Below are 14,646 nucleotides of genomic sequence, written 5' to 3'. Positions count from 1 at the left end.
TCAGATGGCTCTGAACTCGTCGAACCTTCCCGCAGACGTGCTGGTCATTTTCGGGATCACCGGCGACCTCGCGCGAAAGATGACGTTTCGCTCGCTCTATCGGCTTGAGCGGCGCAAGCTGCTGACCTGCCCGATCGTCGGAGTGGCGCGCGACGGCTGGTCCGACGACGCGCTGCGTGACCACGCCCGCGCGGCGATCAAGGCAGCGGGCGAGCCGCTCGACGACAGCGTCTTTGCCCGGTTCGCCGCCCGACTCAGCTATGTGCAGGGCGATTACGCCGACGAGGAGACGTTCCATCGCCTCGCCCGGGCGGTCAACGGCAGGCGGCGCCCGGTCTTCTACCTGGAGATCCCGCCGTCGCTGTTTGCCCGGGTGGTCGGTGGCCTGGCAGGCGCAGGGCTGACCAAGGGCGCCCGGGTTGTCGTGGAGAAACCGTTCGGGCATGACCTCGCGTCGGCGCGCGCCCTCAACGCCGAGCTGCGTCAGCTCCTAGATGAGGATCAGCTGCTGAGGATCGACCACTTCCTCGGCAAAGAGCCGGCGATGGACATCCAGTTCCTGCGGTTCGCCAACTCCGTGTTCGAGCCGGTGTGGAACCGCGACCACATCTCCTGCGTGCAGATCACCATGGCCGAGGACTTCGGGGTCGAGGACCGCGGCCACTTCTACGACCCGGTCGGCGCGCTCCGAGACGTCGTGCAGAACCACCTGCTGCAGCTGCTCGCCCTGATGGCGTCCGAGCCGCCATCAGCCGCCGATGCGGACGCGCTCCGGGACCGCCGGGTTGATGTGTTCCGGGCGATCCCCGACGCCGACCCGGCCCACTACGTCCGCGGGCAGTACCAGGGGTACCTGCAGGTTCCCGGCGTGCGGCCGCGCTCGCGCACCGAGACCTTCGTCGGGTTGCGGCTGGAGGTCGAGAACTGGCGCTGGTCCGGGGTGCCCTTCTTCATCCGCGCCGGCAAGTCGCTCCCCGAGCGAGTGACCGAGATCCGGATCGTGTTCAAGCGCCCGCCGCGGCTTGCGTTCGCGGAGCGGTTCGCGCCCGAGCCCGACCAGTGGATCCTACGGATCGATCCGAGCCCTGGCGTGAACTTCCGCATCCAGGCCAAGCAGCCGGGCAAGCAGGACACGCAGCTGGTGGATCTCGACCTCCTCTTCGCGGCCGAGCTCGGTGAGGCACCCGAGCCGTACGAGCGTCTGCTCAGTGATGCAATGCAAGGCAACGCGAGCCTGTTCACCCGGGAGGACTCGGTGGAGGAGACGTGGCGAATCGTCCAGCCCCTGCTGGAGGCGCCCGGCGACCCCGAGCGCTACCCGCAGGGGACCTGGGGACCGGCGGGCGCGAGCAAGCTCGTCGCCGGATATCCGCGATGGCACGAACCGTGGCTTCCGGCGAGGTCTCCCGACTGACACAGTCGCGCATCGCCCCGGACCCGGTGAACCGCAGGTTGCGCCCCTGGAGATGGTGGGACAACCGCCACGACTGAACCTCCCCCTTGATCGTGGACACCTGGAAACTGGGACATGAGGTTCCAGAGGAAGCAGTGCCAGGTGGGAGGCAAAGGCAACCGCAGCAGGCGGTACACGGAGGAGTTCCAACGGGAAGCGGTCGCACTCATCCGCTCTTCCGGGAAGACCGCGAACTGGCCCGCCATGTCGGCGAGCTTCTGCTCGTCCAACTTTCTCCGACCTCCCTCTGCCCGGCGCCGCTCGGCGGCCGGCCCCCAGCAACTTCCACAAGTACTTCACCCAGCAGACCGGTGCCGGGCTCGACCCCACCGACGCCGCCAAGGGGTGGCGCCGGTATCGCGGGCGGCGTTGCGGGACACCTATACGAGCCACCAGGCAGCCGAATGTGGTGGCTGTTTGCCTTCCTCGAGATCCTCTGCGGAGGACAGCAACAGCGCCGCTGCCTCTGGTGCCGGGACAGGCGCGGGACCGCAGTTGACTGTGCACAGCAGTCGTCCCCGTCGGAAGGAGACGACGCCGTCCGGGCTGTCCGGTGGCCGGTGCCAGACCAGTTCACCGTGGCGGAAGTCCGGGACTGCCGAGCGCAGAGCTAGCGCGGCCCGGTACAGGTGCAGGGTGGATTCGCCCCTGCGTTGCTGTTCATCGGCTCCGTAGGACGAGAACCACCGCGGTTGGGGAAGCCATGCAGCTGATGCCGAGGTGAATCCGTACGACGGTGTATCCGTCTGCCAGGGCAGTGGGACCCGGCAGCCGTCGCGGCCCCGGCGTGCACCGGCCGAGCGGTGGTACATCGGGTCCTGCAGTGCTGACACCGGGAGGTCGACCACCTCGGCCAGGCCCAACTCCTCGCCCTGGTACAGGTACACAGAGCCGGGCAGGGCCAGCATCATGAGCAGCGCGGCGCGCGCCCGGCGCTCGCCCAGAGCCACATCCCCGGGACCGCCGCCGGGCTCACCGCCCGCGTAGCGCGTCACGACGCGCGGCATGTCGTGGTTGTTGAGGACCCAGCTCACCGCGGAGCCGGAGGCCGTGACGGCGTTCATGCCGCGGCGGATGACGTCGTGGAAGGCCGTTGCGTCCCAGTCGGTGCGCAGGAACTCGAAGAGGAAGCTCTGGTGGAGCTCGTCGGGGCGTTGGTAGAGCGCCACTTGGCGGGGGTCGAGCACGCCTATCTCCCCGACCAGGACGCGGGCACGGCCGTCCCGCTCCTCGTACGCGTCGGTGAGCGCGCGCCAGCGACGCCAGACGTCGTGGACCTCGGGGCGGTTCCAGGCCGCGGAGTTGACGGGGTCGCCGGTGGTCTCGTCGAGCGCTGCCTGCGGGTCGTCCGGCAGACCGGGCTGCTTGTGCAGGCCGTGGGCGACGTCGATCCGGAAGCCGTCCACGCCCAGGTCGAGCCAGAACCGCAGGATCGACTCGAAGTAGTCGCCGACGCGTGGGTCGGCCCAGTTGAAGTCAGCCTGTTCGGGGGCGAAGGAGTGCAGGTAGTACTGGCCGGGCGTACCGTCGGCCGTCGTCGTGCGGGCCCACGAGGAGCCTCCGAAGATGGAGCGCCAGTTGTTGGGAGGTTCGGCACCGTCCGGGCCACGGCCGTCGGCGAAGTGGAACAGGGCGCGCTCGGGGCTTTCGGGAGCGGCTGCCAGTGCCGCCCGGAACCAGGGATGGTCGGTGGAGCAATGGTTGGGAACAATGTCGATCATGACGCGCAGGCCCAACGCATGTGCGTGGTCGATGACTTGACGCATCAGGTCCAGATCGCCGAAGCGGGGGTCCACGCCCTCGTAGTCGGCGACGTCGTACCCGTGGTCGTGCTGGGGCGAGGGATAGAACGGGCTGAGCCAGATCGCGTCCACGCCGAGGCGGCGCAGGTACGGCAGGCGCTCGAGGACGCCGCCAAGGTCGCCGGTTCCTGTGCCGGTGGAGTCACGGAAGCTGCGGATGTAGATCTGGTAGACGACCGCTGTGCGCCACCAGGGGTCGTCGCGCGGGGCGGACGGCGCGAGTCCGGCGAGTTCCGGGGTGGCGGGAGCAGGTGCGGTGGTACTCATGTGGGTTTCGCGTGGCTCTCTGGAAAAAAGGGGCGGCAGTACCGGGGGGTGGTTGGGCACGATGGCGGCGGGTCGCTGTCCGCCACCGTGTCGTGCGCTCACTCCTTGAGCGCTCCCGCGTTTCCGCCGCGTACGAAGTGACGTTGGAAGACGAAGAAGACGATCGCGACCGGAATCGTGGCGAGCAGGGCGGCGGTGAGCTTCAGTGGGTACTGGGTGCCGGATCCGAGGCCGCCCGAGACGAACTGGGCGAGACCGGTGGTCAGCGTGGCGTGGTCGGCGGACTGGGCGGTGACCACGAAGTGGGTGAACTCGTTCCACGAGCCCTGGAAGGACAGGATCGTGAGGGTGATCAGCGCGGGCCTGGCCATCGGCAGGACCACCGACCAGTAGGTGCGCAGGATGCCGGCGCCGTCGACGCGGGCCGCCTCCTCGATCTCCCGTGGAACGGACTCGAAGAACTGCTTCATGACGAAGACACCGACGGCGTCCACCAGCAGCGGCACGATCATCGCCGTGTAGGTGTCGTAGATGCCCAGGTACTGCACCACCAGGAACTTGGGGATCATCAGGACGACGCCGGGCACGGCCATCACCGAGATGAGCAGCACGGTCAGCAGTCCGCGGCCGCGAAAGCGCAGGCGGGCGAGCGCGTAGCCGGCCAGCGAGTCGAAGAAGACCCGTCCCGCCGTGACGACCACCGCGATGAACACGGAGTTGCCCAGCCAGGTCGGGAACGCCACGCCCTCGGAGCCGCTGAACAGCTGCCGGTAGGACGCCAGTGAGAGCGGGTCCGGTACGAGGCCGAGGGGCGAGGCGGCGGCCTGGGGATCGGTCTTGAACGTCGTGGCCACCTGGATGACGAACGGCATGAGGTAGACCAGTGCCACCGCCGACATCACCAGTGTGCCCACGAGTTGCGCGTTGCGCCGCCGCTCACGCGGCCGGCTCCGCGCCGTGGCCGATGCGTGCTTTGTCACCGTCGCAGTGGTCATCGGGTGGTCCTCCTCGTGCGACGCCATCCACGGCCGTCGCGCTCGCGCAGCGCGAAGCGCTGGATCCCCGTCATGACGAGGATGATCGCCAGCAGAACGAAGGAGATCGCGGCGCCGGTCCCGTACTGCGCGTCCTTGAAACTCAGGCTGTACGAGAGGAAGGCGGGGGTCAGGGTGGTGTTCGCGGGCTGGCCCTGGCTCATCACGTACACCTGGTCGAATACCTGCCAGGTGCCGATCAGACCGAGCGTGATCACCAGGAAGAGGACGGGGCGCAGCGCCGGCAGGATGACGTGGCGCAGCGTCTGCCAGCGGTTGGCGCCGTCGAGGCGGGCGGACTCCAGCTGGGCCTCGGGGATGTCCTGCAGGGCGGCGAGGAACATCAGCATGAAGGTGCCGGACGTTGTCCAGATCACCAGCAGGATGATGGTGCACATCGCGACGGACGGTCCGGAGAGCCAGTCCCACCATGACAGGCCGAGCACACCGTGGTCGGCGAGTGCGGCGGGCGGGCGGTCCGGGTCGACGAGACCGACCCCGCCGAGCGCCACCCACACGAGACCCCGTGCGTCGGTGAACCAGTTCGGTCCCTGGATGCCGACCCACTTCAGCAGGTTGTTGACGGCTCCGCTGCTCTGGAACAGGAAGAGGAACACCGTGGACACGGCGATGGAGCTGGTGACGGACGGGAAATAGAACGCCGTGCGGAAGGCGCCCTTGCCTTTGAGGCGCCGCTGGTTGACGGCGAGAGCCAGGCCCAGCGCGAGCGCCGTCTGCAGCGGGACGACCAGCAGGACGTAGTAGAGGTTGTTGCGCAGGGACGTCATGAACAGCGTCCGCGTCAGCCCCTGGTCGGCGAACAGACCCTTGTAGTTGGCGAGTCCGACGAAGTCGGCCGCTCCCGAGAACGGGTTCGACTGGCCGTCCCAGTCCAGCAGGCTCACCCACAGGGCCATGACGACGGGGAGCGCCAGGAACAGCCCGAGCACCACGACCATGGGGCTGACGAAGGCCCAGCCCCACAGCCCCTGGCGGCCCTCACGGCGCGGCCTGCGGCGCACGGCCGCGGGGGTCTGAGACCCGGAGCCGGTACCTGACGTGCTGGTGGCGGTGACGGTGCTCATCGAGCGTTACCGTCCAGGACGCTCGCGCCGTTCTTCTGCAGGTCGCTCAGCAGCTTCTTCGGGTCGCTGTCCGCCAGTTGGGCCAAGGAGGTGTTGAACTCGGCCATGACCTGCCGCATTCCGGGTGCGGTCACGGGCAGTTGGGCGTAGGCGGCGCCGTCGGCCCATGCGGTCGACCCGGGGTTCTGCTGCTTGTAGGTGTCGAACAGGGTCGTCTTCGACGGCATGACTCCGAGTGTTTTGGCGAACTTCAACTGGGCGGAGTCGGCGGTGAGTTGCTTGATCAGGTCGACGGCAGCGTCGTGGTGCTTACTCTTGGCGGCGACGCCCCAGCAGTTGGTGAAGGCCATCGTGCCCTTGCCCCCGGGGCCTTTTGGCAGGGAGAGCACCTTGTACGCGGTGTCGGGATAGTCCTTCTTCATCGCCCCGGCCAGCCAGTTGCCCTCGACGGTCATCGCGGCCTTGCCCTTGCCGAAGGCCTCGCCGCCCCACCCGGACCCCAGGTCCTTCGGGTACTTCAGGACGCCTTCGTTAAGCAGCTTCTTGACGAACGTCAGTGCCTTGACGTTGGCAGCGTCGGTCGCGGTCATCCTGGTCTGCCCGGGGTTCGTCAGCCATGACCCGGACTGCTTGAAGAAGGGGCCGATCTCGGCATAGTCGGGGTTGAAGGAGAGACCGGTGACACCCTTGCCGGTGAGCTTCTTGGCGACGGCTTCGAGCTCTTCCCACGTCTTGGGGTAGTCGGCCTCGGTGAGCCCGGCCTTCTTCCACAAGGTGGTGTTCACGGCGAGCCCGAGGGTCGACTGGTCCTTCGGCGCGCAGTACAGCTTGTCGTCGTAGGTGAAGGCCCGGGTGAGGACGGGACTGAAGTCGTCGCGGTCGTCGAGCTTGTCCCCGTAGGCGTACAGCGCGCCGCGCTGGGCGTATGTGGAGAACTGGTCGCCCGATGTGTAGAACACGTCCGGCGGGTTGCTGCCCGCGAAGGCCTGGCCGAGCTGCTGGTCGATGTTCTGCGCGACGTCCACCGTGACGGAGTTGCCCGAGTCCTTCGCCCAGGCAGCGGCCACCTCCTTCACGGCACTGGTCTCGGCGGGGCCGGAGGTGGCTATCAGGACCCTGATGTCCTGCTTACCCGAGTTCTCCTGCCCGGCGTCCTTGTCGAACCCCGATGAGCAGGCCGTGGACAGCAGCGAGACCGACAGAAAGCAGGCGACGAGAGGCAGTTGGGTGCGGCTCATGATCGTTCCTTTGATGAAGGCGAATGCCGTGTTGCGGGGATGGAAGGGGCTGCGGGGTCAGGCGCCCGCGGCAGCGGGTCCGGAGCTGTCCCTGACCACGAGCCGGGGCGTCAACAGCCGCTGCTCATAGGGGCGTCGGGGGTCCGCGATTCGCTCGACGAGCATCCGCACGCATTCCGTGGCGGCCTCTTCGAGCGGCTGCTCCACGGAGGTCAGGGGCGGGTCGAGGAGCTCCGCGAAGGGCGAGTCGTCGAAACCGGTCACCGCGACGTCCGTGCCCGGCCGTTGCCCGCGCTCGCGCAGCGCGTCGTAGCAACCCAGCGCCAGCGCGTCGCTCACGGCCACGATCGCGGTCACGCCCTTGTCCAGCAGCGTGCCCGCGGCCCGGCGGGCGGCGTCGGGCCGGTTGGCGGTCGCCGCGGTGAGCCCGCGCGCGGGCAGGGCGTGCCGCTTCATGGTGCGCCGCCAGCCCTGTGTACGGTCGTCACCGGTCCCACTGCCGGCGGGCCAGCTCAGCAGGCCGATCTTCCGGTGCCCGGCGGCGACCAGGTGCTCGGTCGCGGCCTCGATGCCCGCCGCGCCGTCGACGTCCACCCAGTCGCCGAAGTCCTCGTCGCTCCAGGAGCGGCCGAACGCGGCGAAGGGCACGGACCGGTCGTGGAGCCAGCGGTGGCGTGGGTCGTCGGTGGCGGTGCGGTCGAGGACGAACGCGTCGACGGCCTGCTCCCCCAGCAGTTCGTCGTAGCGCTCGATCTCCTGCTCGCGGGAGTCGACCGAGAACACGAGGAGCCGGTACCCGGCCGCGGCCGCCAGCGCGTGCAGGAAGCGGTCGTTCACCGCGTTGGAGCGCCCGGCGACGCTGCGTTCGAGGGCGAAGCCGATCGTCCGCGACTCACGGCGGCGCAGCGAGCGGGCCGCGGTGTGGGGCCGGTATCCGAGCTCCTCGATGGCGGCCTTCACCCGGGCCAGCGTCTCGGGCCGCAGCAGTTCCGGCTTGTTGAGCGCATTGGACACCGTCTGCTTGCCCACCTCGGCACGGCGGGCGACATCGGCCATCGTCGGCGGCCGCGCCGCCGGTCCTGAACTCCCGCCGGGAACATCTTTGTTCATTTCAATCCATACAGAACGTCGGGTACGGTGTGGACACGAACCGGCTTGGATCGATCCAATGCCTGATTGGATCGATCCAAGCACGAATTTCCGTCACTGTACATGCCGCACACGGCAGCAACGAAGGCCAAAGGTCCCGTCTCGATGACGCAGCAGATCCCTCAGCAAACGCAGTCCCCGGCGCAGTCGCCCGACCTTCCCGCGCCCGTCTCCGCGTCCGGCGGCCAGCCGTTCGTCCACGATGCGGTGCTCGTCCTGTCGGCGCCTTCTTTCGTGGCCTCACGCCCCGACGGCGACCTCGCGGCGCCGGTCGACGGCTTCTACCACGGCGACCGCCGCTTTCTGCGCTCCTTGCACATCACCGTCGACGGCGGCCGCCTGGCCCCCACCAACTCCGTTCTGCAGAGCGCCGACCGGGCCACGTTCGACGCGGTTCTGCGCGGAACAGCGCAGCAGACCGCCGACCCGGCAGTGACCTTGCTGAGGGAACGCACCGTCGCACCCGGCCAGTTCACCGAGACGCTGTCCCTCACCAACCACGGCTCTCTGCACGCCCGGCTGACCGTTACCGTCACCGCCGAGAGCGACTTCGCCGCCATGGACGCCGTCAAGAGCGGGGCCACCACTGACCCGTGCGCACCGCGAGGCGAGGACGACCGTCTGACGTGGTCCGCGCACGACGCGCGGATGACGCTCACCGCCCGCACCGACGACACCGCCGCACGGACCGGCGTCTCGGCCCTCGGCCCCCGCGGCGCCTTCACCTTCGAGGTCTGCCTCACTCCGGGCGAGAACTGGACCTGCGCCCTCGAAGGCCGCGCCGCCACCGACACCCCGACCCCCTTCGGCCCGGCGGCGCACCAGGACCGCCCCTGGGCGGAGCTGCGACTCGACAGCGCGGACGGCGACTTCACCCGCCTCGTCGGCCGGGCCGAGCAGGACCTCTCCCGGCTCCTGCTCTGCGACCCCGAGGCTCCCGGTGACCTGTTCACCGGCGCGGGCGCGCCCTGGTACCTGACCTTGTTCGGCCGTGACTCCCTGTGGACGGCGCGCATGCTTCTGCCGCTGGGGACAAAACTCGCGGCCGGCACACTGCGCACGCTCGCGCGCCGACAGGGCCGTAACGTCGTTCCCTCCACGGAGGAACAGCCCGGCAAGATCCTCCATGAGGTACGCGCCGAGACGCAGGAAATCGGCGACGGCACCCGCCTGCCCGCGCAGTACTACGGCACCATCGACGCCACCCCGCTGTGGATCTGCCTGCTGCACGACGCCTGGCGCTGGGGCATGCCGTCCACGGAGGTCGCCGCCCTGCTGCCACACCTCGAAGCCGCCCTCAACTGGCTCGTGGAGTACGGCGATCCGGACGGCGACGGCCTGCTGGAGTACATCGACTCCACCGGCACCGGCCTCGCCAACCAGGGCTGGAAGGACTCCGGCGACTCGGTGCGCTTCAGGGACGGCTCCCTCGCGACCGCGCCCATCGCGCTGTGCGAGGTGCAGGCCTACGCGTACGAGGCAGCCGTCGCCGGTGCCGAGCTCCTCGACGCCTTCGCCCGGCCTGGCGCAGACCGCTACCGGGCCTGGGCCACACGCCTCCAGGAGGCCTTCCGGCGCACCTTCTGGGTCTCTGACGAACACGGCCCCTACGTGGCCATCGCGCTCGACGCCGACAAGCGGCCGGTCGACGCCGTCACCTCCGGCATGGGGCATCTGCTCGGCACCGGCCTGCTCAACCCCGAAGAGGAAGCCACCCTCGCAGAACGGCTCCTCTCCCCCGCTCTGGCCGACGCGTTCGGTCTGCGCACCTACGCGACGAGCAACGGCGGCTACAACCCGCTCGGTTACCACATCGGCAGCGTCTGGCCGCACGACACCGCCATCGCCGTGCAGGGACTCGCTCGCGCCGGATTCCCGGACCACGCCCGGCGCCTCGCCGAGAACCTGATCGCGGCCGGGCCCGCCTTCGACTCCCGCCTTCCCGAACTCTTCGCGGGCACGGCCCGTTCCGCGTCCGCCCGCCCGGCGCCATATCCGGCGTCGTGCCGCCCCCAGGCCTGGGCCGCCGCGTCATCCGTCGCCCTGCTCCAGGCGCTCCTCGGCCTCCAGGCGAACGCACCGGAAGGAGCCCTGACCATCCGCCCGGTCGAAAGCCGCCTGCTGCCGCTCACCGTCTCCGGTCTGAACGTGGCCGGGCACGAGCTGACGGTGTCCGTCGCGGCGGACGGCACGGTGCGTGCGCGCACGTCGGCGCCCGTCGAGGTGACCGCCTGACCGCGCCGCCCGAGCGGCTGCCCCCCGAACCAGGCACGAAGCACACCGCCCATGTCCAAGTACCCACCGGCGGTGTGCTTCCTGCCTGCCCTCCGATCCCTGATGTGACGTCAAGGACGTCCCCGCCCGGACGGCTTGAATCATCGCTGTCAGTTCTCCGAGGGGATACGCGCGGCAATCTCCCGGGCGAACCACTCGGCTTCTTCACTCAGCTCGTCCAGGCCCTCCGCAGCAATCAGTTGAAGAAGTCGCAGCAGGTCGTGAGCTTCGTCGAGGGTGAGCATTTCCAGACGGTGCGCCGTGGTGTCCTGCACCGGGACCAGGCTGGTGGCATCCGAGTTCATGTCCTGGGTAACGACCGCCAGGACCAGGAGCATCTGGAAGAGCTGTCCGAGCACCCGCACGGACCTATCCATATCCGTGCACCTGCCGGGCTGGGCCCTGACGGCGAGGGGCAGCGGTCGATCGGCTGAACCTGGTCCAGCCCGGTCTCGCGCACGATGCGCGCCACGGTCCCCCTCCAGAGTGCTGCTCGCGTCAATGTGGCGTCGGTGACCAGGTGGTGTTTGCTGCCCGTCTTGCCTCGGTCGACAGTGCTTCGTTCGCGCCGCGGAGCCCGGCAAGGAGAACCTCGTCAAGCCGGGGCCACATGCCGGCCTCGGTCCACGCGGCCACGCGGCGCCAGCAGGTCATACCCGAGCCGAAGCCGAGTTCCTGCGGCAGGTGTTCCCCGGCGCTCTCGCGCGCCCAGCGCCCTCGACACTCGCGATTCGATTGTTCACAAACTTGATTCGAGCGTGACGATCGGACATTGTGCTTGAAACAAGCGCAGCGCCTGCTGTTTGGGGAAGAGTGAGAGGTGCTTCATGGACGACATCGATCGGGCCATCCTGCGGGAGCTACAGGTCGACGGCCGGATTCCCTATGCAGATCTGGGACCGAAGGTGGGATTGTCGCCCTCGGCTGCGAGGCTCCGGCTGCAGCGAATGATCGACGCCAAGGCCGTCCAGGTCGTCGGGGTGACCGATCCGATGACGATGGGCCAGCAGGCGATGGCGCTCCTGGGGCTGCGTGTCGACGGCGATCCCCGGGCTGTGGCCGATGAGCTGTCCCGGCATGAGGAGGTCGTGTACACGGTCCTGACGTCCGGCGGCTTCGATCTGTTCGCGGAGGTTGTGTGCGCTCAGCCTCGGGATCTTCTGGACTTCATCAACGATGTCGTGCGGCCCGTCGAGGGGGTCGCATCCGTGGAGAACTTCCCCTACTTCGCGATCCACACCCACCGTTTCCTGTGGCACGTCGACTGAGGGCACCGGAGCGTTGCAGCCCAGCCCGCCCGTACGAGCCGAGGAACTCCGCATGTCGCACGACGAGCACCGCACCATCGACTTCTTCACCGAGGACGCCCTTCCCGCACCGCGGGTGACGCGGGCCGACGCCGAGCGCATCGCTGCTCAGCACCTTGGGTTCGACGCACACGCGGAAGCGCTGGGAAGCCAGCAGGACGCCAACTTCCTGCTGCGCGACGAGAACGGGGCGGACCTGGCCGTTCTGAAGATCGCCAACCCCGCCTTCGGCGCTGTGGAGATCGAAGCCCAGGACGCTGCCGCCGACCTGGTCTCCTCGGCGCACCCGGAACTGCGCGTCGCCACCGTCCTGCGGCGTCCTGACGGCTCCCCGCATCGTACGGCGGTGGACACCGAGAGCGGGCCGGCCGTCGCAAGACTGCTGCGGCATCTGCCCGGCGGGACGCTCTCGGGACCCCGGCACCTCTCCCCCAGCACCGTGGCGGCCATGGGCACGATCGCCGCAAAAGTCAGCACCGCGCTGCGGGACTTCCGGCACCCGGGCCTCGATCGTGTACTCCAATGGGACCTGCAGTACGCCGACCGCGTCGTCACCAAGCTCGCCGGGCACATCGGCGAGCCCGAGCGGCGCGCCGCCGTCCGCGCCGCGACCGCCGAAGCGTGGGCACGGGTGCAGCAGGTTGCCGATGTACTGCCGTCCCAGGCCGTGCACCTGGACCTCACCGACGACAATCTGATCCGTACGCCCGGCAGTCGGCCCCCCATGCCGGACGGTGTCATCGACTTCGGTGACGTGACCACCAGCTGGGCGGTCGGCGAACTCGCCGTGTCGCTCTCCTCGATGCTCCACCACGACGGGGTCGAACCCCACCACGTACTGCCGGCCATCCGCGCCTTCCACACCGTCCGGCCGCTCTCCCCGCAGGAGGCGGAGGCGTTGTGGCCACTCGTGGTCCTGCGCGCCGCCGGCCTGGTCGCCAGCGGGCGTCACCAGGCCGCCATCGACGGGGACAACGCCTATGCCAAAGCGGCGCTCGACCGCGAGTGGCGCATATTCGAGCAGGCCACCTGCCTGCCCCTTCCGGTGATGATCCACCTCGTCAAGGACGCGACCGGTCTGGCCGGCGTACCCGCTCGGGCCGATTCACCGCCGCAGCCGCTTCTCCGGGACCTCGCCGCCGCCGACATCGTCCTCGTCGACCTGTCCACCGACGCCGATGCCATGGACGACGGAGCCTGGATCGACTCCGGCACCGAAGCCCGGCTGGTGACCACCGCGCTCGCGGACGGCGCGGCCGCAGTCGCCACACGGTATGCCCAGGCGCGAATCACCCAGGCCCCGGCACTGTCAGCCGTTTCCGCGGCCACAGTGCCCACCGGCATCGACCTGTGGCTCGGTCGGGCCACCGTGGCACAGGCTCCCGCTGCGGGGGAGGTCCTCGTGGCGGACTGGGGCCAGGTCGAGATCGCCCACGGCTCACGGGTGCTGACCCTGTCCTTCCCGTCTACGGTGCGACCTCTCCTCTCTGTCGGCGCATCGGTCCAGGCCCGTGAGGACATCGCGCACCTCCCCTCTGGGGCCTCGATCCACGTCGCGCTGCGTGCCGCTGCCCATCCCGCGGTCCCTGCGCTGGTACGTCCCGAGTACGCCTCAGGCTGGCTGGCCCTCACCACCGACCCCGCACCGCTCCTCGGCCTCGCGGCCACCGGCCTGACTGAGGGGACGGACCTGCTCGACCGGCGCGACGCCGTGTTCGCGACCGTGCAGGAGCACTACTACGCCAACCCTCCCCGCATCGAGCGTGGTTGGCGCCATCACCTCTTGTCCACCGACGGCCGCGCGTACCTCGACATCGTCAACAACGTCACCCCCTTGGGCCACGCCCATCCCCGCGTCGAGCGAGCGGTCTCCCGGCAGCTGCGACGGCTCAACACCAACTCCCGTTTCCACTACGCCTCAGTGGTGAAGTTCACCGAACGTCTCGCCGGCCTCCTTCCCGAACCTCTGGACACGGTGTTCCTGGTCAACTCCGGTTCCGAGGCGGTGGATCTGGGCCTCCGGCTGGCCATCGGCGCCTCCGGACAGCACGATGTCGTCGCACTGCGCGAGGCATACCACGGCTGGACATACGCCTCCGACGCGGTCTCCACCTCGCTCCAGGACAACCCCAACGCCCTGGCCACCCGCCCCAGCTGGGTCCACACCGTGGACTCGCCCAACTCCTACCGCGGTCGGCACCGCGGCGCCGACGCCATGCGCTACGGGCCCGAAGCCGCCGCCGTCATCGACGAGCTGGCCGCCGCGGGCCGACCGGCAGGAGCGTTCATCGGCGAGACGTTCTACGGCAACGCCGGAGGAGTCGCCCTTCCCGACGGCTACCTCGCCCAGGTGTACGCGGCGGTGCGCCGTCACGGCGGCCTCGCCGTCGCCGACGAGGTCCAAGTCGGTTACGGCCGCCTGGGGAACTGGTTCTGGGGCTTCGAACAGCAGGGGGTCATCCCCGACATCGTGTGTGTGGCCAAGGCAATGGGCAACGGGCACCCCCTCGGTGCCGTCATCACCTCCAAGACGGTCGCCGAACGCTACCGCGAGCAGGGCTACTTCTTCTCCTCCACCGGCGGCAGTCCCGTCTCCAGCATCGTCGGCCTCACCGTCCTGGACACCCTGCGCGACGAGGACCTCCAGGGCAACGCCGTCCGCGTCGGCGGCCATCTGAAGCGCCGCATGGAGGCACTGGCCGACCGCTACGGCATCATCGGTGCCGTCCACGGCTCGGGCCTCTACCTCGGCCTCGAACTCGTCAGGGGCCGCACCACCCTGGAACCGGCCACCGAAGAGACCGCCGAGCTCTGCAACCGCATGCTCGACCTCGGCGTCATCGTCCAGCCCACCGGAGACCACCTCAACATCCTCAAGATCAAGCCGCCGCTGTGCATCGACACCACCGCCGCCGACTTCTTCGCCGACATGCTCGACCAGGCCCTCACCCAACTCGACCACGGCCAAACCCACTGACACCGGGCTCGGCGTCGGCGCTTCGCGATTCGGCGCCGAGGTGAAGCTCGATCTGCCGGC

10 protein-coding genes and 1 pseudogene are annotated in these 14,646 nt (G+C 69.2%); 4 read left to right on the top strand and 7 right to left on the bottom strand.

The features are described from left to right. The first annotated feature begins 4 nt into the window (after window positions 1-4). Entirely contained in the window at window positions 5-1,414 is a 1,410-nt protein-coding gene (gene zwf / locus OG758_RS46350; RefSeq protein WP_326715426.1) for a glucose-6-phosphate dehydrogenase, read from the top strand. A gap of 419 nt (window positions 1,415-1,833) precedes the next feature. On the opposite strand, the gene OG758_RS46345 is transcribed toward zwf, so the two are convergent. The 5 genes from OG758_RS46345 to OG758_RS46325 all read right to left on the bottom strand — a co-directional run bounded on the left by OG758_RS46345 (window position 1,834) and on the right by OG758_RS46325 (window position 7,989). Continuing rightward, window positions 1,834-3,522 (bottom strand): glycoside hydrolase family 13 protein, encoded by a 1,689-nt coding sequence (locus tag OG758_RS46345; protein WP_326715425.1) that lies wholly within the window; start codon window positions 3,520-3,522, stop codon window positions 1,834-1,836. A gap of 98 nt (window positions 3,523-3,620) precedes the next feature. After that, window positions 3,621-4,517, bottom strand: a complete 897-nt coding sequence (locus OG758_RS46340) for a carbohydrate ABC transporter permease (RefSeq protein ID WP_326715424.1) — start codon at window positions 4,515-4,517, stop codon at window positions 3,621-3,623. After that, window positions 4,514-5,641, bottom strand: coding sequence for a carbohydrate ABC transporter permease (locus OG758_RS46335; RefSeq protein WP_326715423.1), 1,128 nt, complete (start codon window positions 5,639-5,641; stop codon window positions 4,514-4,516). The genes OG758_RS46340 and OG758_RS46335 overlap by 4 nt, the downstream gene beginning before the upstream one ends. Continuing rightward, on the bottom strand, window positions 5,638-6,879 hold the full coding sequence (locus OG758_RS46330; RefSeq protein WP_326715422.1) for a sugar ABC transporter substrate-binding protein: 1,242 nt from the start codon (window positions 6,877-6,879) through the stop codon (window positions 5,638-5,640). The genes OG758_RS46335 and OG758_RS46330 overlap by 4 nt, the downstream gene beginning before the upstream one ends. Before the next feature lie 57 nt (window positions 6,880-6,936). Beyond that, window positions 6,937-7,989 (bottom strand): LacI family DNA-binding transcriptional regulator, encoded by a 1,053-nt coding sequence (locus OG758_RS46325; RefSeq protein ID WP_326715421.1) that lies wholly within the window; start codon window positions 7,987-7,989, stop codon window positions 6,937-6,939. 144 nt (window positions 7,990-8,133) lie between these two features. Between OG758_RS46325 and OG758_RS46320 the strand changes: the two genes are divergently transcribed. Then, window positions 8,134-10,263, top strand: coding sequence for an amylo-alpha-1,6-glucosidase (locus OG758_RS46320; protein ID WP_326715420.1), 2,130 nt, complete (start codon window positions 8,134-8,136; stop codon window positions 10,261-10,263). 149 nt (window positions 10,264-10,412) lie between these two features. Here the strand turns inward: OG758_RS46320 and OG758_RS46315 are convergent, their stop codons facing one another. Together OG758_RS46315 and OG758_RS46310 are read right to left on the bottom strand one after the other, a co-directional pair. Next, on the bottom strand, window positions 10,413-10,667 hold the full coding sequence (locus tag OG758_RS46315; RefSeq protein WP_326715419.1) for a DUF6417 family protein: 255 nt from the start codon (window positions 10,665-10,667) through the stop codon (window positions 10,413-10,415). Window positions 10,668-10,807: 140 nt separating this feature from the next. Continuing rightward, a pseudogene (locus OG758_RS46310) lies at window positions 10,808-10,989 on the bottom strand (IS5/IS1182 family transposase); the annotation flags it as partial. 140 nt (window positions 10,990-11,129) lie between these two features. Here OG758_RS46310 and OG758_RS46305 point away from each other — a divergent pair. Together OG758_RS46305 and OG758_RS46300 are read left to right on the top strand one after the other, a co-directional pair. Next, entirely contained in the window at window positions 11,130-11,570 is a 441-nt protein-coding gene (locus OG758_RS46305) for an Lrp/AsnC family transcriptional regulator (RefSeq protein WP_326715418.1), read from the top strand. A 52-nt stretch (window positions 11,571-11,622) separates the two neighbouring features. After that, on the top strand, window positions 11,623-14,586 hold the full coding sequence (locus OG758_RS46300; RefSeq protein ID WP_326715417.1) for an aminotransferase: 2,964 nt from the start codon (window positions 11,623-11,625) through the stop codon (window positions 14,584-14,586). The last annotated feature ends 60 nt before the right edge of the window (window positions 14,587-14,646 follow it).

This window comes from Streptomyces sp. NBC_01474 (assembly GCF_035918215.1).
Classification (GTDB): Bacteria; Actinomycetota; Actinomycetes; order Streptomycetales; family Streptomycetaceae; genus Streptomyces; species Streptomyces aureus.
The sequence above is the reverse complement of the archived record's forward strand: the minus strand, read 5'-3'. Positions and strand labels throughout refer to the sequence as shown.

Bases quoted from the DNA above. Each gene is read 5' to 3' on its own strand.
- zwf (WP_326715426.1), top strand. From the start codon at position 5: ATGGCTCTGAACTCGTCGAACCTTCCCGCAGACGTGCTGGTCATTTTC.
- OG758_RS46345 (WP_326715425.1), bottom strand. From the start codon at position 3,522: ATGAGTACCACCGCACCTGCTCCCGCCACCCCGGAACTCGCCGGACTC.
- OG758_RS46305 (WP_326715418.1), top strand. From the start codon at position 11,130: ATGGACGACATCGATCGGGCCATCCTGCGGGAGCTACAGGTCGACGGC.
- OG758_RS46325 (WP_326715421.1), bottom strand. From the start codon at position 7,989: ATGAACAAAGATGTTCCCGGCGGGAGTTCAGGACCGGCGGCGCGGCCG.
- OG758_RS46330 (WP_326715422.1), bottom strand. From the start codon at position 6,879: ATGAGCCGCACCCAACTGCCTCTCGTCGCCTGCTTTCTGTCGGTCTCG.
- OG758_RS46335 (WP_326715423.1), bottom strand. From the start codon at position 5,641: ATGAGCACCGTCACCGCCACCAGCACGTCAGGTACCGGCTCCGGGTCT.
- OG758_RS46300 (WP_326715417.1), top strand. From the start codon at position 11,623: ATGTCGCACGACGAGCACCGCACCATCGACTTCTTCACCGAGGACGCC.
- OG758_RS46320 (WP_326715420.1), top strand. From the start codon at position 8,134: ATGACGCAGCAGATCCCTCAGCAAACGCAGTCCCCGGCGCAGTCGCCC.
- OG758_RS46340 (WP_326715424.1), bottom strand. From the start codon at position 4,517: ATGACCACTGCGACGGTGACAAAGCACGCATCGGCCACGGCGCGGAGC.